Source organism: Archangium sp. (assembly GCF_036277355.1).
Taxonomy (GTDB): domain Bacteria; phylum Myxococcota; class Myxococcia; order Myxococcales; family Myxococcaceae; genus Archangium.
On sequence record NZ_DASUNC010000147.1, the window covers coordinates 45,741 to 69,646 of the forward strand.

Genomic DNA, 23,906 nt, shown 5'->3' on the forward strand with positions numbered 1-23,906 from the left:
CCCGGTGTGCACGTACATTGCTGGGGAAGTCATCCATTGCAAAGACACCGCCGAAGTTTCGGAACCACAGCAGTGGCGCGACTCAGGGGTGTCCGGTGTTCGCGCGCAGCTGGGCCTCCAGCTGCCGCCTCACTTCGGGCGGGAGCGACTCGAGCCCCTGCATCTGCCCGCCCCCGGCGAAGCCCGGCTGCGGGTGGCGCTTGAAGAGCTCCACCCCCTGGGCCAGCCGGTTGCGCACGCCCTCCCCCACCGCGTAGGTGAGCGAGTCGAGCGTCGTCCGGGCGTACAGCTCCTTCGCGCCATTCGCCGCGCCCGGCGCCTCCTTGCCCAGCCGCAGCGTCTGGACAGCCCCGCCCTCCACGGTCACCTCCACGAGCACGGCCGGCGAGGCAACCCCCGCCTGCGCCTCCGTGACCTGGCCCTCGATGAGGCGGTTTCCGCGCAGGCTCCGCAACCAGGTGAGCTGCGTGTCCACCTGCGAGGGATCGAACTCGAAGCCGTCCGGGAGCTTCGCGGGCTCGGTGAGCTTCCAACTCGCGCCCTCCTTCACGGCCACGGCCGTCTTGCCACCCGCCTGGACCTTCAGCTTCGTCACCTTCAGGGGCTCGAAACCGAAGAGGCTCGTGTCCCGGAAGTCCACGAGGCGCTTGCGCAGCTGAGACGCAGTGTACCGCGGCAACTGGTACACCTGCGCGTCTCCCTCGACGCGGGCCGCCACGGTGGCCGCGCCCTCCTTCGACTCGGGCTGCCGGCCCAGGTGCACCACCACCTTCTTGCCGTCCTCCCGTTGCGCCTCCACGCTGTCGTGCGCCTCACCGAGCCCCGTGGCCGAGTCCGCCGCGGCCTCTCCCTCGAGGAAGTCCTGCGCGGTCAGGCTCGCCAGCTGCTGGGCGAGCTGCTGAGCCGCCTGCGAGCTGAACCGGAAGCCCGCGGGCGTCTGCGTCCCCTCCGCGAGGCTCCACTCGCCCGAGGCCTTCTTCAGGGTCAGGCTCTCCCCCTCCTTCGAACGGAGGATGAGCTGGGAGATCTTCTCCGCCTCGAGCGTCACGAGCTGACGCCTGCGCCAGTCCTCGAGCTCCTTGCGCACGGTCCAGTCCAGCCGGCCCCGGTGCGCGAAGACGTCGTCGCTGCCCGCCTTGCGCAGGTACACGCCGCCATTCCGGGCGCTCTTGCCGAGCACCAGCTCCACGGCCGTACCGCCGCCCTGGGTGACCTTGAGCTTCAACCCCTTCGCGTCATCCAGCTCGAACTCCGCCTGCTTCCCGGCGCGGTCGGTGACGAAGTCCGGGTTCTTCACCTCTCCGAGTGCCTCGATGACACTCGTCACCAGGCGCTCGTCCGCCGGGTACTTCGTGTCCGGCTTGCCCGGGTCCACCACAGTCCAGCCCTCGCCCTCCTTGCGGAGGGTGACATTGCGGGCCCCCGTGAGCTCGAGCGCCGTGACCTGGGCCTTGTCCAGCTTCGGCAGCTCCAGCTTGCGGACTCCCACGCTGACCTGCCGCTCGCGGGTGGCGAGCACCAGCACGAGCAGTACGACGAACGCGCCAAGGGCGATGAGGGTTCCTTTCTTCATGGCTCTTCCTCAGCTCCGCTTCAAACGGTGACAGTGGCCCGACGCGACTCCCGCATCCGCCAGCGGACGAGCCCGAAGGCGGCGAGCGCGAGGGGGATCCCGAAGGCATTGCCAAACTTCGCGGTGTTGCGCGTGGTGGCGCTCAGCTCCGGCTGGAGGGGCGCCTCGGCCATGCCGCGGGTGCGCATGGCCAGGAGCGCGGGATCCAGCAGCAGCCAGTCCGCGACGTTCAGGAGCAGCGCCTGGTTGGGCCGGCCCATGAAGTCGTCCCACAGCGCCGCCGAGCCGCCCGCCACGATGACCCGCGGCTCCCCCTTGCTCTCGGCGAGCACGGGCGTCCCGCTGGAGGAGCTCGTTTGCGCCTCCGCCGCGAAGTGGCTCTTGAGCTTCCCGCTCACCTGCACCATGAGCGGGTGCGGACCGTCCGGCGTGAGGGTCTCGTTGCGCCAGTCGCGCCGGGGATCCACGTTGTAGGGCTTGTTCTCCAGCCAGCTCTTGCGCGAGGACTTCGCGAGCACCGTGGCCTGGGCGCCCTCGGGCGCGGTGGCGGTGACGGCCGTGCTGAACGGCAGCGACACGCCCGCGAGCCCCTGGGTGACGGGGCTGTCCCCCTCGAAGCGCTCGAGCAGCGGGATGAACGGGTACGGCACCGGCATGGAGACGACCATGAAACCGCGGCGCTCCTGGACGCTCAGCTGAGCGGACTCGACATCCGCCACCAGCTTGTCTCCGACCTTGATGCCCCACGTCTCCAGCAGGGGCCCGAGCCCATGCGTGGCCTCGCTCGGCGCGAAGGTCTTCAGGTCCACCTGGAGGGCGTCGAGGAAGAACGCCACGCTCTTGCCCTCCATCACGAACTGATCGATCGCCTTCAGCTCGTTGTTCTGGAACGCCGTCTTCGGGCCGATGACGAGCAGCGCGTCCACGTCCGCGTCCACGCGCTCCTTGCCGGACAGGTCCACCGGGCGGACCTCGTACATCTGGCTGAGCAGCGCCTGCAGCCGCGTGAGCTTCTCGTGCAGCGAGGGCGCGTCGTGCCCCTGCACCACTCCGAGCACCGGCGTCTTCGGGCGCGTCAGCTTGCGCACCAGCGTGGTGAGATCGTACTCGAGCGTCCGGACGTCCTGGACGACGGGGATGACCTCCTTCTTCTCCTGATGCTTGATGACGATGCCCATGTAGGCGCGCTTCGTCTGCATCTGGTCATCCTCGATGACGCGGATCTCCACGGGCTGGACGCCCTCCTGCGCCAGCTCGCGCTCCACGGAGGTCGGCTCGCGGAAGACGCGGCCGAAGATGTCGCGCTTCGTCTCGCGCTTGGCTTCCTGGTCCTCGGCCGTCTCCTGGCTCATGGGGTCCAGGAACTCGAAGGAGAGCCGACCCTTGGAGGCGGCGCGGAACTCCTCGAGCAGATCGCGCACGTAGCGCGCGTTGCCCGAGTACGGAGGCGGCAGGTCCTCGGTGAAGTACGCCGTGACGGTGACGGGATCCTCGAGCCCCGCCAGGGTGTCCTGGGAGGCCTGGGACAGGGTGTAGAGCCCGTCGCGGGTCGCATCGAAGCGGCCGAACGTGCGCACGGCCAGGATGTTGAGGAGCACCAGGCAGCCGACGATCGCCGCCAGGAAGATGTTCGCGTTGGAGGAACCGGGTTTCATCGTCAACCTCACTGACGGACGTTGCCCAGGGTGCGCGTGGTCAGCGCCAGCCCCACGCCCGTGAGCGACAGGTAGAAGAGGAGATCGCGCGTATCCAGCACGCCCCGCGCGATGTTGGCGAAGTGGTAGTCGGCCGAGAGGTACTGGAGCAGCTCACCGATCGACTCCGGCAGCACCATCGCGAACTTGTCGATGAAGTAGAAGGCGAAGCACAGCAGCAGCCCGATGATGAAGCCGACGATCTGGTTGCGGCTGAGGGCGCTCGCCCAGAGCCCCAGCGCCAGGAAGCTGGAGGCCATGAGCAGCAGCCCCAGGTAGCCCATCACCACGGGGCCCCAGTCGAACCGGGCGCCCTCGGCGGTGAGGCCCGCCACGGTGAGCGGATAGGGCAGCGTCCACAGCAGGCCCACCGCCACCATGCCCAGCGCCGCGACGAACTTGCCCGCCACCAGCTCCCAGTCCCGCATGGGCATGCTGAGGAGCAGCTCCAGCGTGCCGCTCTTGCGCTCCTCGGCCAGCAGCCGCATCGTCACCGCCGGAGCGAAGACGACGAACAGCACCGGGGCGATGCCGAAGAACGCCCGCAGCGAGGCCTGCCCGGCGACGAAGACGGTACTGAAATACAACCATCCCGCCACCACCAGGAACACGCCGATGACGATGTACGCGACGGGAGAGTTGAAGAAACTCCTGAACTCACGCCTGGCGACGGCCAGTGTCGTTCCCATTCTCTACCTCGTGATGTCTGATGTCTGGGATGGGGCTCAGGCCGCCAGCGGCGGCACGTGAGGCTCCTGAGGGCCCCGCGGACCCTCGCCACCCGTGAGCTTGCGGAACGTCTCTTCCAGACTGACGTGCTGCCGCTTCACCTCGAGCAGGCAGAGGTCATGGCGCACGGCGGCCTCGAAGAGCGAGCGGCGGATGTCCTCGGCGCCGTACCGCAGCCGGAAGCCCAGGGTTCCGCTCCCCTCCCCCTCGGCCAGCTCCACGCCCGTGACTCCGGCCACGCCCGCCAGCATCGTGCGGATGGCCTCCGGGTGCAGCGAGGCCCCGGACCGGGACGCGAGCACGACGGTGACCGTGCCCCCCTCGCGCTCCCCCAGCCGCTCCGGCGCGTCGTCCGCGACCAGCCGCCCATCGTTGATGATGAGGACCCGGCTGCACGTGCTCTGCACCTCGCTGAGGATGTGCGTGCTGAGGATGACTGTCTTTTCCTTCCCCAGCTCCTTGATGAGGCTCCGGATCTCCACGATCTGGTTGGGATCCAGGCCCGTGGTCGGCTCGTCCAGGATGAGCAGATCCGGATCGTGCACGATGGCCTGTGCGAGGCCCACGCGCTGCCGGTAGCCCTTGGAGAGCTGGTGGATGTCCTTGCCCAGCACCGCGCGAAGGCCACAGCGCTCCACGGCACTGCGGATCTTCTCGGCGCGCTTGGACCTGGGGATGCCCCGTACCTCGGCGACGAAGTCCAGGAAGTCCCGGACCATCATCTCCTCGTAGAGGGGGTTGTTCTCCGGCAGGTACCCGATCAATCGCCGGGACGCGACCGGGTCGACAGTGACGTCGATGCCATTGACACTCGCCGTGCCGGAGGTCGGCGTGACGAAACCGGCGAGTATCTTCATCGTGGTGGACTTGCCGGCCCCATTGGGCCCGAGGAATCCCACCACCTGTCCTCGGGGGACGTCGAAGCTGACCCCGCGCAGCGCCTGCGTGGCTCCGTAGCTCTTGGTCAGTCCTTCGATCCGGATCATTGGTTGAGTCACGACCTCACCCCATGAAACGAACGGTTTGTTCCAGATGCCGTCTGCACTTAAGGCAGCGAGCGGCACTGTCAACCCGACCCGCGCGGATTTATTTCCGCCCCCCCGGTGACCGTGGATTTCACCAGAGGTGAAACGAGGCCTCATGGGCAAGGCTCAAGTCCTGCATCCTCCAGGAGGCCCAGCTGGACGAGGCCGCGCTGGATGGAGCCCGGGTGCGCGGGGCGGACCTGCGCGGCGCTCAGGGCTTGCCGCCCCTCAAGGTGGCGTGGCTCGACCTCGGCAGCCGCGAGGCGCCAATCCGGCCCGAGGGTGAGGCGCTGAAGCAATGGCTGGTGGAGGCCGCGAGCGAGGCCCCCTGAGGGCTACGGATGGAGTGACTGCGGCTGGCGAGGCTTCCTTGATCGCGCCGAGATCGGCAGGTAGCACTTGCCCTCGTACTCCGCCTGATTCTTGGAGCAGGGCGGACGTCTGGCCAGTTCCACCCAACAACCACCATTGATTTGTACCTCGTCGTCCTCACACGGTGCCTTCGCCTGATCGCTGAACGGCTTGCCCGGCAGGGGATAGGCGATGATTGATGCGCCTTCATCGATCGTGTCTGCCAGCGTGGGCGCCCGGTTCTCCACCACTGCCTGCACCGCCACCCCGGCGGCCACGGGCTGCGTCCCCTTCGGCGCTCCCGTTTTCGCCCTCCAGGAATCTACTCCTACGAAGAGCACCAGCGTCGCGATGCCAACCGCGAGCCCATAGGCCACCACCGGCCACCCCCTCCTCCGTGCTGCCGCCTTCCGCTTCGGCGGCCTCGCCCCGCTCGTCAGGTGGCGCTGCACCGGCGCCATGTACTTCATCCGCAAGGAAGCCAGGGTGAGCAGGTCCAGTAACTTGCTCAGGTCCTTCAGTTGGCTCCGTGAGGGCCCTTGTTCCACCTCCAGCGCCACGTAGGACGAGGAAGCGCTGCAGGTGGCTCGCACCGTCCAGTCCTCCGTGGGTTTCCAGCCGACGTGCGGCCCGGGTACCAACACCACCGCCGCCGCCCCCGTGCGCTCGTTGCGCGCCTCGTAGATCGGACCCAGCCTCGTGAACTCCAACACATCAACGTTCTCGTGCACCCTGCCGAGCCGAAAGGGCCCCAGCCTCCGCACCTTCCCGCGCTTCGTATCCGCCATGGAACCGCCCTCCTTTCCTCCCCTCTTCTACACCACTCTCCGAGCCGCGATGCGCTGGCCCACCCTCTCCTGCACTCCGTGGACGAGCGCGTAGAAGGTGGGCAGAGCCAGCAGCGTGAACAGTGTCGAGGTCAACAGGCCTCCCACCATCACCACGGCCAGCGGACGCTCGATCTCCGTCCCATGGAGCGGCAGCACCAGCAGGGGCAGCAGGCCGAGGATCGCCGTTCCCGCCGTCATCAACTTGGGCCGCACGCGGCCGATGCTGGCCTCTCGTACGGCCTCGGCGAAGGGTTTGCCCTCCGCCATGAGCCCCTTCGTCTGCGCCACCAGCACCAGGCCATTCTGCACCGCGATGCCGAACAGGCCGATGAGCCCCACGAGGCTCGACACGTTCCACGTCTCCCCGGCCAGCAGCAGCGCGAGGATTCCTCCCACGAAAGCGTCCGGCAGCGTGGCGAGGATGACGAGCGCCTCGGCCAATGAGCCCAGCGCCAGGTACAGCAACAGGAAGACGGCGAGCAGCGCCACCGAGATGGCCACCAGCAGGGACTGCTGCGCCCGCTCCTGGCTCTCCACCCGGCCTCCCACGTCGAGGAAGTAACCCGTGGGCAGCTTCAGCTCGGACGCCAGCCGCTCGCGGATCTCCGCCGCCGTGCTCCCCAGGTCTCGTCCCGCCACGCTCGCCTCCACGGCGATGCGGCGGCTCCCCGCCTCGCGGCGCACGCTCCCCGCCCCCGTCGTCTCCTCGATGCTCGCCAGCTGGCTGAGCGGAATCCGCGAGCCGTCATGTCCGTCCACCAACAGCTCGCGGATGGCGTTGATGTCCCCCCGATGGTGATCCGCCAGGCGCAGCACCAGCTCGAACCGGCGCTGGCCCTGCCAGATCTGCGACTCCTCCTCGCCCACGAGGCCCACGCGCACCGCCCGGATGACGTCGCCCGGCGTGAGCCCCACCCGGGCCACCGCGGCGCGGTTCACGTCGATGCGCAGCTGCGGCAGCCCACTGAGCTTCTCCACCCGCAGGTCCTCCACCCCCTTCACCCGTGCCATGACGGCACGCGCCCGCTCCCCGAGCTCCGCGAGCCGCTCCAGATCCGGGCCGAAGATGCGCACCGACACATCCGCGGGGCTGCCTCCCAGGCCCTCGTCGATGCGCATGCCCAGGGGCGTGGTGAAGAGCACGGACACGCCCGGTACCTTGGCCACCGCCCGGCGCATGTCCGCCTCCAGTGCCTCGGGACCACGTCCCCGCTCCTTCTTCAACACCACCAGCACGTCCGAGACGGTGTGCGGCATGGGATCCTCCGTCCGCTCGGCGCGTCCCGTGCGGCGCACCACGTCCTCCACCTCGGGGAACTGGCGCAGCACGTCCTCCACCCGGTGGTTGAGCCGATCCACCTCTTCCAGCGACGCCTCGGGCGGCAGCATCGTCTGGAGGAGCAGCGCGCCCTCGTCGAGCTTGGGCATGAAGTCGCTGCCCACCGCGAAGGCGAGCCCCAGGGCGGGAATCGTGATGGCCAGCGCCACCACGCGCACCAGGCCCGCCCTCCGCATGCAGGCATCCAGCAGCGGGGCATACACGGCCTTCACCCGGCGGATGAGTCCCACGTCTTCCGCCTGCCCCTCCTTGTGGGGCCGCAGGAAGAGCGCCGAGGCCACCGGCACCAGCGTCAGGGCGAGCAGCAACGAGGCCGCCAGACACGCCACCACCGCCGCCGCGAGCGGCCGGTACATGCGCCCCTCGATGCCCGACATGGCGAAGAGTGGAATGAAGACGGAGACGACGATGAGCGTCGCGAAGGTGATGGGCCGGCCCACCTCGCGCGCCGCCGCCAGCGCCTGGGCCTTCCGGGCGGCCTTGTCGCTCCCGGCCCGGAGCCGGTGGACGATGTTCTCGGTGACGATGATGGCCGCGTCCACCAGCAGGCCCACGGCGATGGCCAACCCACCGAGCGTCATGGTGTTGATGCCCACGCCGGCCACCTTCAGCAGCAGGCCCGCCAGCGCGAGCGAGAGCGGCAGCGTGAGCGTGACGATGGCCGCCGCGCGAATGTCCCCCAGCAGCCCGAAGAGGACGAGCACCACCAGGAAGGCACCAATCAGGATGGCCCGGCTCACCCCGCCCAGCGACGAGGACACCAGCTCCGATTGATCGTACACGACGCGCAGGCTGACTCCCGGCGGGAGGCTCGCCCGGACGTCGGCGAGGGCCCGGCGCACGCCCTCCGCCACCTTCATCGTGTCCGCGCCGAACTGCTTGCTGATGCGGCAGCTCACCACCTCGCCATCGAGCCGGTGGGCCATGCCGCGGCGGATGGCCGGCGCCTCCCGCACGTCGGCCACGTCCCCGAGCAGCACCGGTATCCCCCCGCGCAGCGCCACCACCGTGCCGCGCAGATCCTCCAGCGTCTCGGCCCGCCCCACCGCCCGCACCGTCCACTCCAGCGGCCCCTGCACCACGAAGCCTCCCGAGGCGTTGAGGTTGGCGCCCTCCAGGGCGTGGGACACCTCGTCCAGGGTGATGCCCCGGGCCACCATCTGCTCCGTGTCGAGCTGCACCTGGAACTGGCGCAGATAGCCACCCAGCCGCTCCACGCCCGCCACTCCTGGCACGGCGAGCAGCCGGTTCTTCACCTCGAACTCGGCCAGATCCCTCAGCGCCATCAGGTCCACCGTCCCCGGCTCGGCCTCCAGGGTGAACTCGAACACCTCGTTGAGCCGCCCGGTGAGGCTGGAGACGAGCGGCGCATCCGTGCCGGGAGGCAGCTCGCTGGTGGCCGCCGCCACGCGCTCGGCGACGAACTGGCGGCTGCGGTAGTAGTCCGCGTCCGGCTCGAACTCCACCGTCACCTGGGTGACGCCCAGCTGCGAGGTGGAGCGGATGCGGCGCACCTCCGGCAGGCCCGCGAGCGCCACCTCCATGGGAATGGCCACGGCCGTCTCGAGCTCCTCCGCGCCCATGGCCGGGTTCTGCACGATGACGTTGAAGATGGGCGCCGACAGGTCCGGGAACACATCCCGGCGCAGGCCCTGGAAGGCCACCACGCCGAACGCCGAGAGCGCCAGGGCCAGCACCACCGTGAGGCCCGGACGCGAGAAGGACGCCTCGAGGATTCGCGCGATCATGCCCGGCTCCGCTCAGTGCTCATGGTGCTCGCCTCCGCCCCGGGACTTCTCCACCTCGGCCCGGAGGAGGAAGGCTCCGTCCACCACCACCTGCTCGCCGGGCGCGAGTCCCGAGAGCACCTCCACGTCTCCCCCGAGCGTGCGGCCACGCCCCACCTGGCGCCGCTCGAAGATGCCCTGCTCCTTGGGGATGAAGGCGAACCAGCCATTCTCCAGCCGCTGGAGCGCCGCCGCCGGCACGGTGGTGACGGTGGCGCCCCGCTCGCCCAACGGAATGAAGGCCGAGGCGGACATGCCCGGCCTCAGCACGCCGTCCGGGTTGTCCAGCTCCAGCCGCACGGGGATGGTGCGCGAGGCCGGATCCACCCGCTGGCCCACGAAGCCCACCTTCGCGGTGAAGTCCTTGCCGGGAATCGCGGCGAAGGTGATGCGCGCCGGGGCCCCGGGTTGGATGCGCACCGCGTCCCGCTCGAAGGCATGCACGGTGAGCCACAGGCGCGACAGGTCTCCCACGTGGAAGAGGCTCTGGGAGGGCTCGGCCATCTGCCCCATCACCGCGTGGCGCTCGATGACCGTGCCCTCCACGGGCGAGCGCAGGGTGAAGCCCGACGTCCCTCGCGCACCGCCCGCATCCTGCGCATCCACTCCGAGCGCCTGGAGCTCCGAGCGTGCCGCCGCCAGATCGGCCTCGGCCGTGGCTGCTTCGGCTTCGGCGGCCTGCACGTCCTTCTGGGCCACGATGCGCTCGGCCCCCAGGGTGCGCTTGCGCTCCGCCGCCTGTCGAGCCGCGTCGGCCCGGGCCTGCGCTGACTGGAGGGACGCGCGGGCCTTGCCCAGCTCGGGGCTCTGCAGCTCCACCAGCGGCTGGCCCTTCTTCACCTGCTGGCCCGGTGTGGCCCGGAGGGTGAGCACCCGCGCCGGAACGGGCGAGGCCACTTCCGCATAGGCGTCCTCGTTCACGCCCAGCTCGCCCAGGGCCGTCACCCCTTCGCCACCGGGGCGCTGCTGCACCGGGGCCGTGGTGACGCGCAGGTCTCGCAGCATCTCCGGATCGATGTGGACGAAGGTCTCGTCCTCGTCCTCACCGTGGGCGTGCTTGCCGGCTTCCTGTTCGCGGGCATGGTCCTCCTCGTGCGGAGGCGCCTCCCGCTTGCAGGCGCCAAGTCCGAGGAGGAAGGCCAGGAGGAGGTGTTGGGGCTTCATCGAAGGACTCCGGACTGCACGGTGAGTTGGACCCGGGAGAGGGCCGCCTGCAGGAGACGGGTGAGGTAATCCGCGCGGCCGTCGAGCACGTCCCGGCGCACGAGGAGGAACGCGGCGAGGCCCATCTCCCCGGCCTCGTAGGACTTGCGGGCCAGCAGCTCGTTGTCCGCGAGCAACGGGAGGGCCTCGCGCTCCAGCAGCTCCACCGCCTCGCGGTCCTTGCGGTACTGGACGAGGGCGGCCTGTAACTGGACGGCCTGGGCCCGGCGAGCGGCCTCCAGTGCCACCTGCAGACGCCGAACCCGGGCCTCGCCCGTTACCCGGGCGGACTGGCCCCGCGAGAAGAGTGGCAGCGACACGCCCAGGGCTCCGACGAGGGCACGCTCATCGCCCTCGTTCTCATAACGGATCCCCACGTTGAGATCGGGCCACGCGGAGCCCTCGCCCAGGCGCTGCTCGGCCCGGGCCTCCTCGAGTTCCGACACCAGGGCGGTGACGTCCGGGCGCTCGGGTGGCGTGGCCGGAAGCTCCACGGGCCGCGCGGCCAGGGCACTCAAGTCGCCCAGGGGCGAGAGCTGCGCGTCCGCCGGCAGGCCGAGCCATTCGCGAAGCGCCCCGAGCTGGACCGCCTCCGCCCCCTCGGCGCTCGCCACGTCGGCCCGGGCGCGCGCCAGGGCCACGCGCGCCACGTTGACGTCCACCACGGGCACGTCCCCGGCCTCGAATCGCCGCTGGGTGGAGTGAGCGAAGTCCCGGGCGGCCTCCTCCGCCGCTCGCGCCAGGCGCAGCCGCTCCCGGGCATGCAACGCCCGCAGGAAGGTGGCCGCCACCTCGCCGAGCACCCGGCGCTCCGTGTCCCGCTGGAGGGCCGTCTCACGGGCGAGGCCGGCGCGGGCCGCATCGAGGCGGGAGCCCCGCTTGCCACCCAGCTCGACGGGTTGGGAGAGCCCCACGACGACATTCGGTGCCTGCTCTCCGGTGGCCAGGGTGCGCGGGCCCGCTTCGAGCGACAGCGTGGGGTTGTTGTGCAACAGCGGAGAGGCACCCGCCACGGGCCCCCGTGCTTCGGCCACACGGCCCGCGGCCTCGAGCAAGGCCGGGGCACGCTGGCGGGCCAGGGACAGGGCCTCTTCCAGGGTGAGCTCGGAGGGTTGGGCCGCACCCGGGCGCGGCCAGAGCAGCACGGTGACGAGCCCGAAGGCCGCCACCGTCAGACGGTGGAACACGAGACACCTCGCGGAGGTGAACGGGCGTCAGGAGCGAGGCGCTCCCCGGGCAGCCGGGGCACACCCCTCCCGATGACGCTCGAGAGACGATGGAACGAACAGGGTCCTACGCGAGGGGCACTATTGGGACGTGCAGGATGTCCCCCACGTCGGCCGAGGCGGGCTCGTCCTCTTCGTACCCGGCGACCGGAGGAGGCCTCGGGGCCAGGAGGACCGTCGAGGGGGCGGGGACCGCGACCACCAGGCGCACGTGGGCGCAGCAGACGCAGTCGGTGCAGTCCGGGGCACACTGCCCATGCTCGTCATCATCCGGGCAGCTCTGCATGCACACGTCACCCGAGCTGGCAGTCGACACCAGGCCACTGCCGGCCGGGGTGAACAGCAACAGGCTGAGCAGGAAGAAGATGCGAAGCACCGGAGGCAGTCCTAACACATCGGCGAAGGGGTTGTCCGGGGTCGTTGTCCAGCGAGTGTTGAGCAGGTGGTCCAACACTCTCGGACTCCGAGAAGGGCGACAGGCCTACGCGCGCTTCCTGGCCACCGTCTTCTTCGCCGCGGGCTTGCTCTTCTTGGCGGCCGGCGCCTTCTTCTTGTCCGGGGGCCGGATCACGGACTCGTACTGTTGGATGTATGCCTTGGCGGGCACGCGGCGGATGGCCTCGCCGAGCACATCGAGCGCGACGTCCTCGAGCTTCTTGAAGCGCACGCACGACTTGCCCATGTCCAGCTTCCTGCCCGTCTTCGTCCACGCGTCGCGGAACCACTTCTCCAGCTGGGGCTGGCCGTAGACGCCCATCAGGTAGACGGCCATGTGGTTCTTCTGCGAGGCCAGCGCGGCGAAGGGCAGCGGCTGCTTCGGATCGACGTGGTAGCCCGCGGGGAACACCTCGTGCGGGACGTAGTAGCCGAGCATCCCGTACTGGATGCCCTCCTCGTAGTCCTCGTCGAGGTTCTCGAGGATGACCTCACGCACGGCGGAGACGGCCGCGCGGCGGTCCTCCGGAAGCGAGGCGAGGTACTGCTCGACAGTGGTGGCTTTGCTCTGCATGCCCACGACTGTAGCGCGTCCCGAACTTGACGGTTCCAGGACGCGCGGGAAGCCTTGCGGTGCGGCCATTCGCCCGTCACATTCCTTGATGCTTTTGGCCCAAACGCTTGCGGCGCCAAGCGAGAAACCCTTGGGGCAATTCATCCAGGCACCCGAGGGCATGGGGCAAAAAGGGCCTCCTCCCGCCGTGAGGCGAATCCGGCGGAGATCAACCGGTTGCATGGAGCGGATGTAAAGCCGCGCTACGTTCGGGGCCGCGCTCGCTGTGACATGCATGCTCCACCGGGTTGTCGAGGGCTGTGCGGTCTCACGGGGATTCCATCGGGTCCATGAGTTGGCCCGATATCTGCTCCAGGGATTCCACGTCCGGCGACATCTCGTCGCAGACCGAAGGAGTGCCCCCCTTGCGTACGCGTTTCCTTGCTGTTGCGCTGCTCGCCCTTCCCCTCGCCGCGTGCGAGGTCGACAACACCCAGCTGCCCGAGGGTGCCCAGAAGTTCGACCAGGCCGCTGACTCGCTCGGCGATGTCCAGGCGGCGCTGGCCGCGCTGCCGTCCGCCAGGGTCGCGGGCGCGGACGAGAGCAACTTCCCCTACATGCTCACCGGCAACCTGGGCTCGGCCAGCTCGAGCCTCACCGGTGACATGCACAGCCGCGTGAGCCCGGCGCTGCCCGCCATCGCCGCCGCGTTCCGCCTGAATGCCTCGGATCTGGTGCACACGCGCAGCCGCGTGGACGAGCAGGGCGTCACCCACCTGCGCTATGCCCAGACGAAGAACGGCCTGCCGGTGGTGAACGAGGAGCTCGTGCTCCACGTGGCCGCCGACGGCACCATCACCGCCGTCAACGGCACCGCACGCGACGGTGAGATCGTCTCCTCCAAGGCGACCATCTCCCCCGAGGCCGCCCGGATCGCCGCGCTGGACTCCACCTCCGGCCGCCACCTGGCCTCCGAGGGCACCCGGCTGGTGTACGTGCGCTCCACCCAGGACGGCAAGCTGAAGCTGGCCTACGAGGTCCTGGTGTCCGGCGAGGGCGTGGACATGCCCATCCGCGATCTCGTCTACGTGAGCGCCAAGGATGGCTCGCTGGTGCAGCGCAACTCGAAGATCCACTCCGCGCTCAACCGCAAGGTATACAGCGCCAACAACGGCTCCAGCACCCCGGGCACGCTCAAGCGCACCGAGGGCCAGGCGGCCACGGGTGACGCCCACGTCGACGGCAACTACGACAAGCTGGGTGGCACGTACAACTGCTACAAGAACAACTTCGGCCGTGACTCGTTCGACAACCTGGGTGGCGCGCTCATCAGCACGGTGCACTACAGCACCAACTACGTGAACGCCTACTGGAACGGCACCCAGATGGTGTACGGCGATGGTGACGGCGTGAACTCGGGCATGCTGGGCCTGTCCGCGGACGTGACCACGCACGAGCTCACCCACGCGGTGACCGAGCGCGAGTCCAACCTCACCTACTCGGGTGAGTCCGGCGGCCTCAACGAGGCGATGAGCGACATCTTCGGCGCCTACTGCGAGAGCTACGCCTCGGGCACCTGGGCCACCACCAACGCGGTGTTCATGGTCGGCGACGACATCTGGACGCCCGCCACCCCCGGTGACGCGCTCCGCTACATGTACGATCCGGCCAAGGACGGCGTCTCGCTCGACTACTGGACGAGCAGCGCCGGCAGCGTGGACGTGCACTACAGCTCGGGCATCGCGAACCTGGCCTTCACCCTGCTGTCCAAGGGTGGCACGCACCCGCGCGGCAAGAGCACCGTCACGGTGACGGGCGTGGGCGTGCAGCAGGCCGGCGCCATCTTCTACAAGGCCAACGTGGACTACATGACGGCCTCCACCACCTTCGCCCAGGCGAAGACGTACACGGAGCAGGCCGCGACGGCGCTCGGCTACTCGGCGACGTCCGTGACGCAGGCCTGGAACGCGGTGGGCGTGGGCGTGACGACGCCTCCCCCGGCCGCCACGGCGCTGAGCAACGGCGTGGCCGTCACCGGCATCTCGGGCGCCACGGGCTCGTCGAAGTACTACTACCTGGATGTGCTGGCCGGCCGCGCCTCGTCCTTCGTGATGAGCGGTGGCACGGGTGACGCGGACATGTACGTGAAGATCGGCTCCGCGCCGACCACCTCCTCGTACAACTGCCGTCCGTACCTGACGGGCAACAACGAGACGTGCAACATCGCCGCGCAGAGCACCAACCAGCGCATCTACGTGATGCTGTACGGCTACAGCTCGTACTCCAGCACCTCGCTCAAGGGCACGTACTGAGCCCGGGTTCGCTGAAGTCAGCTTGAGATGAACGGCCCCTGGGAGGCATGCCTCCCGGGGGCTTCGTCTTTGGGCTCATGGACCGGGCACGCCGAGCGCCGTGCGGGTTTCGACGGCCGAGTGGTTGGTGCACGGCTCAAGGAGGCGCGTCGAGATCGATGCGAATCTCCTGGGTCTGATCCTTCTGGTCCCGGCAACCGAGCACGAGTTGCTGGCCCTTCCAACCGAGGTCATCCACCACCCAGAAGGTGCCGTCACTCGCGGCCCTTCGTGCCACCTTCTGTCCGGTGGACAGGTCGTAGACCTCGATGACGGGCGGCGCCGCGAAGAGGGTCGGGAAGGTGGCGAGGTACCGCATCGAGGGCGACAGCTCCATCGCCGGGCCCGACACCTGGAGCAAGGTCTTCCCATCCGTGCCGTAGACGATGCCGCTGGCGGCGTCGCTCCCGGCGGTCCAGGTCAGCAGGATGTGGTTGCCCGTGGTCCACCGGACCCGGGCGTTCGTCGAGCGCACCACGGTGGACTTGTCGAGGGTGATGCGCGTGAGCCGCCGCGAATCGGACGCATCGTGGACATCGATGTGACGAATCCGCTCCCCTTCGGGCACGAGCAGGGCGAAGCGCTTGTCGGGTGAAAGAACGGATCCGGGGAGACCGGGAGCCTCGGTGGGGCCCGGGTCCGGGTCGGGCACCGGGGCGGGAACGGAGGCGGCGCCCGCGTCGGAGGTGACCGCGGCCACCGGCGGGCTGCTCTCGATACGCGGTGGCGTCCGAGGGGCCTCGGGAGGCTTGCGCTCCTCACACCCTCCCATCAGCACCAACACCACGAGCCCGGTGCGCCACAAGCAGGTGTTTCCCATGGGTGTGCCCTACGGTGAGGATGGAGGAGTGGATCGCGCTGATCTCATCGATCCGGCGGTTGAAGTCGCTCACCGCCTTTTCGCTCCAGGCCCACTTCTTCTTCAGGTACTCGCCCTTCCGCTTCTCGATCGCCTCCTGGAAGAGCCGCACCTGGGCGTCGAGCCACTCCATGATGAGTGCCTGGATGTTCTTCACCGCAGCCTCCCCTTGGAGCACGGTAGGCCGCCGGGCAACCACCGTCAAACCCGCCTGCCCGCCCCTCACTCTCGGTGGAGAAGAGGGCATGCGACTTTGCTAGGCTCCGCGCCGCGATTCCCGGCTGAACGAAGAGGAGGAGATGGTGCGCGGTGCGGCTGTGGCGGTGTGGCAGGTCATCTCGGCCTGTTACGTGTTCGTCTTGCTGGAGTGGCTCTTCCTCGTCACCCAGCAGGGCTTCATGGTCTCGTTGCCGCACTCGGTGTGGTTCAGTGCCCTCGCGTGCATCCCCCTGGCGCTCGTGGTCCCGGCGCTCGCCGCGCTCCCGCCACTGCTCGGAGTCGAAGCGCTGCTCGCGCGCCTTCCCGAGGGCTCCCGGGCCCGGACGCTGGCCGTCGCCTCCGCCGTCCCGGCGCTGGTGCTGACGGGCCTGTGCTTCCTGCTGATCGACAACTTCACCTACACCGTCTTCGGCTTCGGGGTGGTGAGCATCCCGAAGTCCCTGCTGTTCCTGTACGTGCTGCTGTGGATCGCGCTCTTCGCCGTCATCGTGAGGCAGGTCGCCCTCGCGCGCCAGGAGGCACTGGCCGGGGACGGGTGGCGCTGGCGGCTCGTGGTGGCCGGGGGGCTCGTCGCCGTCTCGCTCGGGGTCCTGGCCTTCCGGCTCGGGAGCGCGCGCGGGACGGAGCCCCAGGAGGCCCCCATCGCCAGGGCCGCGGCCGGGTCCCCCCACGTCATCTTCGTCGCCACGGACGGGCTGGAAGCGCGGCGGATGTCCGCCTACGGCTACGAGCGCCCGAACACGCCGTTCCTGGAGCGCTTCAAGGAGCGCACCCTCTTCTTCGAGAACGCCTTCTCCAATGCCGGGCGCACCACGGGCTCGACCACGTCGATGCTCACCTCGCGGCTGCCCACGAGCACGAAGGTCATCTTCCCGCCGCACATCCTCTCCGGCGAGGCGTCGTTCCTGCACCTGCCAGGGCTGCTGCGGCGCGCCGGCTACGAGACGCACCAGTTCACCGTCCGCTACTACGCGGACGGGCCCGACCTGAACATGCTGGGAGGCTTCGAGCACGCCAACGGCCGGAACGTGTCCGTGGAGGTGCCCACGGGGCCCTGGCGGGCCCTCATGCAGGAGCGCTACGTGGCCGAGCGCATGGCCGAGCGCCTCACCGAGCGTGTGCTCTACGTGCTCGGCATCCGGCCGATGGTGAATCACTTCAAGCTCGTGCAGTTGCCCACGCGCATCGCGGGCTGGGACACGGATGAGGATCGCATCCAGGGAGCGCTCACCGCGGCCGAGAAGGCCCAGCGGCCCTTCTTCATGCACATCCACCTGATGGGCACGCACTGCTGCAGCTACCCGGAGAGCCCCCACCCGGTCTTCACGCGCGGCTCCAAGTCGCGGGACAACCAGCTCGACGACGCCATCCTCGACTCGGATCGCCTCCTCGAGCGCTTCATCACCCGGCTCGAGGAGCGTGGGTTGCTGGAGAACACGATGGTGGTCATCAGCTCGGACCACAATCACGAGTGGAACACGCTCGATCGGGTGCCGCTGATGATCCACTTCCCCAGCGGCCGGCACCGGGGCGTGGTGAAGGAGAACGCCCAGCTGCTCGACGTGGCGCCCACGGTGCTCGAGACCGTGGGGCTGCCCATCCCGGGCTGGATGGAGGGCCGCTCGATGCTCTCGGCCCGGCGCTCTCCCACGGAGCCCATCCTGGGCACGGGCGAGGTCAACGCGAGACTCGCCCATGCGGATTGGGAGTACATCTCCCAGCTGCGCAACGCGGGGCCGCCGCTCTATGGCATGAGCACCGTCTCCGCGATCGTCTGCGACCGGTGGTGGACCTTCCAACTCAAGACCGGGGAGCTCCAGACGGGCCGGGTGTCCGGGCACACGGCGCCGTGCGCGGAGGGGTCGCTTCCCAAGGCCGAGGACCTCCGGCATCAGTTCCTCTCGCACCTGCGGGAGCGGGGCTTCGAGCTCGCCCACTTGCAGGAACAGAAGCAAGGACGATGATGGACTCCTCTCCCTCCCTGCTCCCCACCTCGCGTGCAACCGGCCTCCTGCGCTGGGGAGTCCTGCTCCTGCTCGCCGTGGCGGCCTATGTGGGCTGGCGCGAGTTCTGGTTCCTGACCGACGACGCGTTCATCACCTTCCGCTACATCAGCAACAGCCTGCGCGGGTACGGGCACACGTGGAATCCGCCGCCCTTCCAGCCGGTGGAGGGCTACTCCAACTTCCTGTGGATGGTGTTGCTGGAGGGGGTGTGGCGGGTGTCCGGCGTGGAGCCTCCGGAGGCGGCCAACGCGGTGTCGCTCGCCTTCAGCTACGGCACGCTCGCGCTCGGCTTCTTCTGGGTATGGCGCATGGCGCTGCCGGCGGGGCTGGCCCGCTATCGCTTCGCGCTCGCCGTGGCGGTGCTGGCCGGAGTCCTCTCCAACCGCACCTTCCTCGCCTGGATGAGCTCCGGGCTGGAGACGGCGCTCTTCATCTTCTGCACCACGCTGTGGTGCGTGGCCATGGTGGAGCAGGACCGCGAGCACAGCCCGAGGGCGGTCACGGTGGCGTGCACGGCCGCGGCGCTCTCGGCGCTCACCCGGCCGGATGGGATGCTGCTGGTGGCCGCGTGTGGGGTGCTCCTCCTCATGAAGCTCGTGCAGGCGCCACCGCGTGGGAGATGGGTGCTCGCGGCGCTGCCCCTGCTGGCCGTGCCGCTGCACATCGGCTGGCGGCGGCTGTACTACGGGGAGTGGCTCCCCAACACGTACTACGCCAAGCACGTGCAGTCCTGGCCCGAGAGTGGCCTGCGCTATGCCCTGTGCTTCCTCATCGAGTACGGGCTGTGGGTGTGGCTCGCGGTGGGGATTGCCGCCGCCGTGCGGTTGCTCCGGGGCATGGGGTGGCGCGAGGTGGCGGAGCGGTTGTGGAAGCAGCCGGGGCACGTGGCGGTGGTGGGGGTGCTGCTCGCCCACTTCGCCTACTACACGCTGATCATCGGCGGAGACCACTTCGAGTACCGCGTCTACGCGCACCTGATGCTGCCGCTGATGGTGGCCTTCGTCGCCTTCCTCGGGTGGCTGCGCGTGGAGCGCACCGGCGCGCTCGCGCTGATGGGGACCTTCCTGCTGCTGAGCCTGCCGGTGCAGTGGGTGCACTACGCGAAGACGCGGGAGCTCACCACGCGCAAGCAGACGTACCGCCTCCGCCAGCCCATCGCCGACGCCTTCCCGGCGCCGGTGCGCCCGGTGGTGGAGCTGTTCGACGCCCAGCAGGACTGGCTCATCTCGCACTTCGTGGGGATGCGTCACCAGGAGCACAAGGTCTTCTTCGAGACCTGGAGCCACGAGTACCCCACGCGCGAGGAGGGGCAGAAGCTGGCCCTGCCGGAGCGGCCCTTGCTGGTGACGCGGTCGGTGGGCGTCCCGGGGTGGGTGCTGCCGGACGTGATCATCATCGACTACCACGGCCTCAACGATCGGGTGGTGGCCCGCACGCCGGTGAAGGAGCAGAAGCTGAAGGAGCGCATCATGGCCCATGACCGGACGCCTCCTCCCGGCTACCTCGAGTGCTTCGAGCCCAACCTGCAGATCAAGCGCCGGCAGATGCGGACGGGCACGCGGAAGACGCCGTTGACGGACGAGCGCATCCGCGAGTGCGAGGCCCGCTTCGATCCCAGCAAGTCCCCTGCCCCCACGGATGCTCCCGCCCCGGACGCACCAGGGCTCACGGGAGCGGGCGAGGAGTAGGCCGCAGGAGGTCACGAAGCGCGACGCCACGCCTCATCGAACCCTCATTGCCCGGGCCCCGGTGTTGGGGTCAAGGTGCGCTCCTCGGAGGAGACGATGGACAGGACAACACGGCCGTACATCATCTGCCACATGGTGCCCTCGAAAGTACAAGGCACCCTCCGGTCGCGCGGCAAGCCAACTGGTCCGACCATCGGACCAGTTGCTCCCCATCGCGACCGGAACCTCCCCCCAGACAGGACTTCCTCCTCCTGGCTTAGTTCTTGATGATGTTCAAACGGGCGTAGTCGCCGTAGTCACCAGCGTAGCCCTCGACGATGATCAACAACTTCACGCCCTTGACGAGGCCCGAGAGGGTGACCTTCGACTGGAGGCCGCTTCCGTAATCGTCGTTGCAGCCCATGATCGACGAGGTGTTGCTGAGGTGGCGGATCTGGAGGACGGTATCGAAGTTCGAGCCGCCGGTGCCGAAGCTGTACGAGCCCGTTTCAGGCACCGTCCACACCCAGGAGATGTCCCGCGACGACCCGCCGTTGCAGCTGACCGACCACTGGTTGGAGGCCGTGCTGATGGCGGCGTAGGTGTCGACAGGGGAGCCGATTCGAGTGCCCAGGTCCCCCACGAGGGTCTGCGCATGCACCGTCCCGGCCGCGAGTTCGGACGCGGCCAGATCGACAGAGTCAGACGTGGTGGGCTTCGCGACGGCGGGCGCCGCGCCTTCGAGCGGCTCACCTTCCTCGATGGCAGGGCCACACGCACCCAGGAGAGAAGCACAAGCAGCCGCACAGACGACAGACGTGACAAGATTCTTCATGTTTCAATTTGTGAGATTGGTATTGGTCAGCCGCGAAATGCGGCGTGAGCCCGCTCTCGTTCAAAAAGAGACCCCTCGCGGCCGAGCTATGCATTTTCGTTATTTCCTTCATCACCGCCGGAGCCATGAACGTCTCCTCGAAAAGCGAGGGAGCGAGCACCCGCGCGGTTAAGCTCGGGCCGGGGCGGAACCCGCCACCCAGGAACGCATGAAACCCAACTTCGGACGCGACCTCACGACCGGCAGCATCCCCAAGCACATGGTCGCCTTCTCCATCCCGATGCTGATGGGGAGCTTCCTGCAGACGGCCTACAGCTTCATCAACGCCATCTGGGTCGGAAAGTTCCTGGGCCACGAGGCGCTCGCGGCCGTGACGGTGAGCTTCCCCGTCATCTTCGTGCTCTTCGCCATCGGCATGGGGCTCACCCTCGCGACGAACATCCTCGTGTCGCGGAACTACGGCGCCCGGAACATGGAGGAGCTGCGCAAGGTCGTCGACAGCTCCACCGTGCTGACGTACGCGCTGGGACTCGCGCTCACCGTCCTGGGCGAGCTCTTCGCGCCCGCCATCCTCCGCGCCATGGACACCCCGCCGCAGGTCTTCGCCGCGTCCGTCAGCTACCTGCGCATCTTCCTGCTCTCGCTGCCCTTCAGCTTCGGCCTCTTCCTGATCCGGAGCATGCTGCAGGGGGTGGGCGACTCCAAGACGCCGCTCTACTTCCAGTTCGGCTCGGTGCTCTTCACCACGGCCCTGGATCCCCTCCTCATCTTCGGGTGGATGGGGCTGCCGAAGCTCGGGCTGAATGGCACCGCCTGGGCCACCTTGATCTCCCAGGCGGTGGCCCTCACCGCGCTGATCAGCTTCCTCCGCTGGAAGAAGGTCCCCGTCGCGCCCTCCTGGCCGCGCCTGAGCCACCTGGGGCCCGTCACCCGGCAGACGCTGCGCATCGGACTGCCCTCGGCCGTCCAGCAGTCGCTCGTCTCCATCGGCATGGTGCTGGTGACGGGCATCGTCAACGGCTTCGGGGAGATCGCCACGGCCGCCTTCGGCGCCGCCTCCCGCATCGATCAGCTCGCCTTCATGCCGGCCATGACCTTTGGCATGGCCATCTCGACGCTCACCGCGCAGAACCTCGGGGCGGGCCACCACCACCGCGTGCGCGAGGTCTTCTTCTGGGGCTGTCTGTTCAGCGGAGGGATCACCCTGGTCATCTCCGCCCTGGCCGTGGCGTTCCCGGAGGCGCTCCTGCGCATCTTCATCTCGGATCCCGCCGTCATCGCGCCCGGCATCTCCTACCTGCACATCGTGGGAAGCACCTACGTCCTCTTCGCCCTCATCTTCGTCAGCAACGGCATCATCAACGGGGCGGGACACACCTTGACGACGACGGTGTTCACGCTGGTCAGCCTCTGGGTGGTGCGCGTCCCCGTGGCCTGGTGGCTGTCGCGGCGCATGGAGAGCGTGACGGGCGTGTGGTACGCCATCTCCCTGAGCTTCGTCGTTTCGCTCGTCGTGAGCATGACGTATTACGCCTCGGGCCGTTGGGCGCGCTCGCTCGTCAAGAAGCCCGCCGAGGGGCCAGCGGCGCCGAACCCGGGGGAGATCTTCGGCCACGAAACGGGGGAAGCGTAGTCAGTCACCGGCGCCATCGCGCGTCACGGTGGTGGGGGAGGAGTCCATGTTCCGTATCGAGACAGAGAAAGAGCTGCTGAGCGCGTTCCGTTCACGGGATCGCAAGTACGTGGAGTTGCCCAAGGGCACCCAGTTGCCCCTCTTCGTCCGTGACTACCTGGCGTGGGTGGATCCGTACGGGGTGCGCGTGTTCCTGGTGTTCACCGCGCCGGGCGGCAAGCGGCCCACGGGTATCGCCTTCCGCCGGGATCAGCAGGGAGACAAGGCCCTGGCGGTCCGGGTGTGTGATTGGTGCCGGACGGCTGGCTCGGCGGATCAGATCGGCCTGCTCACCACGGACGTCGATTCCAAGCGCCGCGTGGGTGTGAATCTCTGCCTGGATCTGCGCTGCAACGAGCGGCTGGAGGCGGAGATGAACAGGGCCGGCCGCAGCGTCGTGGACGAGAACAAGCACCTCATCGAACGCATGTCCCGCTTCGCGAGCGAGGCGCTGGGCATCGAGTTCAGCTGACGGGCCCCCAGGGGTACACCGCTGACATCGAGCGCTTCACGCCGTGAAGCCCCACCGCCGGCGCGGGCGGACAGGCGAGCGGCTGAAGGCCCGGGCGAGGACCAGCGGCTGACGCGGGACGTGAGCGGACCCACACTCCTCGCAGGAGGCTTCCATGGCCAAGTGCGAGGTTTGTGGCAACGATTACTACCTGGCCTTCCAGGTCATCACCGCGGGCGTCACCCACACCTTCGACAGCTTCGAGTGCGCCATCCACAAGCTGGCGCCCGTCTGCGATCACTGCAGCTGCAAGGTGCTGGGCCACGGCATCGAGGCGAACGGCACCTTCTACTGCTGCGCCCATTGCGCCCGCGCCGCCGGAGCGCGCTCCATCGTCGACAACGCGGATCACGCCTCCGTCCAGCAATAGGCCCGGCCGCCTACGTCTCCGGCGCCACGAGCACCGCGCGCACCAGCTCCACCGCCGTGTCCGCCAGTTCGCGGAGCTGGCCCGCGCGTCCCTTCTCGGCCGCGACGAGCACCAGCTCGTTGATGCCTCCGACGAGCGCCGTCGCCATCGCGGGTGAGAGCGCGCGCAGCTCCGGGTTCTCCTCGCGCGCCCTCCGCACCAGGCCCCTCAGCTGCTCGGCGAAGCGCTGGTGCACCTCGCGCCGCAGCTGGAGCGCGCGCGGGCCGGCGGCGTGGATCTCCAACAGATACGTCCGCGTCAGCGCGGGCCTCGCCTCGAGCGCGTCCAGGTACGCGCGCGTCGCCGCCTGGAGCCGCTCCTTCCACGAGAGGCCCGGGGCCGCGGAGGCGGTGTCGATCGCCCGCAGCGTCTCCTCGCTGGCCGCCACGTACGAGGCGAGGAAGCACGCGTCCTTGTCCGCGAAGTGCTCGTAGAAGGTGCGCTTGGACACCCGGGCGTGCCGGACGATGTCCGCGATGGTGGTGGCGGCGTAGCCCTTCTCGGTGATGGCGGCCGCCAGCCCCTGGAGCAGCCGATCCCGGCTCGGGGTTCCATCACTTCCGGGGCGGAGGCCGCCTGACTCGGGGGGCGCTTGCATCTGGTACCGGACCGTACCACAGTCCCGCCACCCC

General features: G+C 69.0%; 20 protein-coding genes and 1 pseudogene. 7 read left to right on the top strand and 14 right to left on the bottom strand.

All coding sequences use genetic code 11. The annotated features are described in order from the left end of the window. Positions 1-82 precede the first annotated feature (82 nt). Genes VFZ09_RS36410 through VFZ09_RS36425 form a run of 4 tightly spaced genes read right to left on the bottom strand, consistent with a single transcriptional unit; the run spans position 83 to position 4,982 of the window. Positions 83-1,573: a DUF4340 domain-containing protein gene (locus VFZ09_RS36410; RefSeq protein WP_329732364.1), complete on the bottom strand. Its 1,491-nt coding sequence runs from the start codon at positions 1,571-1,573 to the stop codon at positions 83-85. 20 nt (positions 1,574-1,593) lie between these two features. Next, a complete protein-coding gene (locus VFZ09_RS36415; RefSeq protein ID WP_329732365.1) occupies positions 1,594-3,228 on the bottom strand; it encodes a GldG family protein in 1,635 nt (544 codons plus the stop codon). An 8-nt stretch (positions 3,229-3,236) separates the two neighbouring features. Then, positions 3,237-3,956, bottom strand: coding sequence for an ABC transporter permease subunit (locus VFZ09_RS36420; protein WP_329732366.1), 720 nt, complete (start codon positions 3,954-3,956; stop codon positions 3,237-3,239). 36 nt (positions 3,957-3,992) lie between these two features. Continuing rightward, entirely contained in the window at positions 3,993-4,982 is a 990-nt protein-coding gene (locus tag VFZ09_RS36425; protein ID WP_329732367.1) for an ATP-binding cassette domain-containing protein, read from the bottom strand. Between the two features lie 164 nt (positions 4,983-5,146). Between VFZ09_RS36425 and VFZ09_RS36430 the strand changes: the two are divergent. Beyond that, positions 5,147-5,353 (top strand): annotated as a pseudogene (locus VFZ09_RS36430) (pentapeptide repeat-containing protein); the annotation flags it as partial. A 3-nt stretch (positions 5,354-5,356) separates the two neighbouring features. Here VFZ09_RS36430 and VFZ09_RS36435 read toward each other — a convergent pair. The 6 genes from VFZ09_RS36435 to VFZ09_RS36460 form a co-directional block, all read right to left on the bottom strand. Then, positions 5,357-6,160, bottom strand: coding sequence for a hypothetical protein (locus tag VFZ09_RS36435; RefSeq protein ID WP_329732368.1), 804 nt, complete (start codon positions 6,158-6,160; stop codon positions 5,357-5,359). Positions 6,161-6,187: 27 nt separating this feature from the next. After that, on the bottom strand, positions 6,188-9,289 hold the full coding sequence (locus VFZ09_RS36440; RefSeq protein ID WP_329732369.1) for an efflux RND transporter permease subunit: 3,102 nt from the start codon (positions 9,287-9,289) through the stop codon (positions 6,188-6,190). 12 nt (positions 9,290-9,301) lie between these two features. Next, a complete protein-coding gene (locus VFZ09_RS36445) occupies positions 9,302-10,492 on the bottom strand; it encodes an efflux RND transporter periplasmic adaptor subunit (RefSeq protein ID WP_329732370.1) in 1,191 nt (396 codons plus the stop codon). Next, a complete protein-coding gene (locus VFZ09_RS36450) occupies positions 10,489-11,718 on the bottom strand; it encodes a TolC family protein (protein ID WP_329732371.1) in 1,230 nt (409 codons plus the stop codon). Before VFZ09_RS36450 ends, VFZ09_RS36445 begins: the two co-directional genes overlap by 4 nt. A 106-nt stretch (positions 11,719-11,824) precedes the next feature. Next, on the bottom strand, positions 11,825-12,133 hold the full coding sequence (locus VFZ09_RS36455; RefSeq protein ID WP_329732372.1) for a hypothetical protein: 309 nt from the start codon (positions 12,131-12,133) through the stop codon (positions 11,825-11,827). A gap of 105 nt (positions 12,134-12,238) precedes the next feature. Next, complete coding sequence (locus tag VFZ09_RS36460) at positions 12,239-12,766, bottom strand: DUF1801 domain-containing protein (protein WP_329732373.1); 528 nt, start codon at positions 12,764-12,766, stop codon at positions 12,239-12,241. A gap of 404 nt (positions 12,767-13,170) precedes the next feature. Here VFZ09_RS36460 and VFZ09_RS36465 point away from each other — a divergent pair, with 404 nt between their 5' ends. Further along, complete coding sequence (locus VFZ09_RS36465) at positions 13,171-15,057, top strand: M4 family metallopeptidase (protein ID WP_329732374.1); 1,887 nt, start codon at positions 13,171-13,173, stop codon at positions 15,055-15,057. 136 nt (positions 15,058-15,193) lie between these two features. Here VFZ09_RS36465 and VFZ09_RS36470 read toward each other — a convergent pair whose 3' ends face one another. Together VFZ09_RS36470 and VFZ09_RS36475 are read right to left on the bottom strand one after the other, a co-directional pair. Beyond that, positions 15,194-15,916: a hypothetical protein gene (locus tag VFZ09_RS36470; RefSeq protein ID WP_329732375.1), complete on the bottom strand. Its 723-nt coding sequence runs from the start codon at positions 15,914-15,916 to the stop codon at positions 15,194-15,196. Next, the gene (locus VFZ09_RS36475) at positions 15,855-16,112 is read right to left on the bottom strand and encodes a hypothetical protein (protein ID WP_329732376.1); all 258 of its coding nucleotides are present in this window, start codon (positions 16,110-16,112) and stop codon (positions 15,855-15,857) included. The genes VFZ09_RS36470 and VFZ09_RS36475 overlap by 62 nt, the downstream gene beginning before the upstream one ends. Positions 16,113-16,254: 142 nt before the next feature. On the opposite strand from VFZ09_RS36475, the gene VFZ09_RS36480 reads away from it, so the two are divergent. Both VFZ09_RS36480 and VFZ09_RS36485 read left to right on the top strand, forming a co-directional pair. Continuing rightward, positions 16,255-18,138, top strand: coding sequence for a sulfatase-like hydrolase/transferase (locus VFZ09_RS36480; RefSeq protein ID WP_329732377.1), 1,884 nt, complete (start codon positions 16,255-16,257; stop codon positions 18,136-18,138). Continuing rightward, positions 18,135-19,868 carry a hypothetical protein gene (locus VFZ09_RS36485; protein ID WP_329732378.1) on the top strand — a complete coding sequence of 578 codons (1,734 nt, stop codon included), beginning with the start codon at positions 18,135-18,137 and terminating at the stop codon, positions 19,866-19,868. Before VFZ09_RS36480 ends, VFZ09_RS36485 begins: the two co-directional genes overlap by 4 nt. A gap of 256 nt (positions 19,869-20,124) precedes the next feature. On the opposite strand, the gene VFZ09_RS36490 is transcribed toward VFZ09_RS36485, so the two are convergent. Further along, entirely contained in the window at positions 20,125-20,682 is a 558-nt protein-coding gene (locus VFZ09_RS36490) for a hypothetical protein (RefSeq protein WP_329732379.1), read from the bottom strand. Positions 20,683-20,890: 208 nt separating this feature from the next. Between VFZ09_RS36490 and VFZ09_RS36495 the strand changes: the two genes are divergently transcribed. From VFZ09_RS36495 to VFZ09_RS36505, 3 genes are all read left to right on the top strand, one after another. After that, positions 20,891-22,315, top strand: coding sequence for an MATE family efflux transporter (locus tag VFZ09_RS36495; RefSeq protein WP_329732380.1), 1,425 nt, complete (start codon positions 20,891-20,893; stop codon positions 22,313-22,315). Positions 22,316-22,361: 46 nt separating this feature from the next. Further along, positions 22,362-22,826, top strand: coding sequence for an FBP domain-containing protein (locus VFZ09_RS36500; RefSeq protein WP_329732381.1), 465 nt, complete (start codon positions 22,362-22,364; stop codon positions 22,824-22,826). A 154-nt stretch (positions 22,827-22,980) separates the two neighbouring features. Beyond that, a complete protein-coding gene (locus VFZ09_RS36505) occupies positions 22,981-23,235 on the top strand; it encodes a hypothetical protein (protein WP_329732382.1) in 255 nt (84 codons plus the stop codon). Positions 23,236-23,245: 10 nt separating this feature from the next. Here VFZ09_RS36505 and VFZ09_RS36510 read toward each other — a convergent pair whose 3' ends face one another. Further along, positions 23,246-23,872, bottom strand: coding sequence for a TetR/AcrR family transcriptional regulator (locus tag VFZ09_RS36510; protein ID WP_329732383.1), 627 nt, complete (start codon positions 23,870-23,872; stop codon positions 23,246-23,248). Positions 23,873-23,906 lie beyond the last annotated feature (34 nt).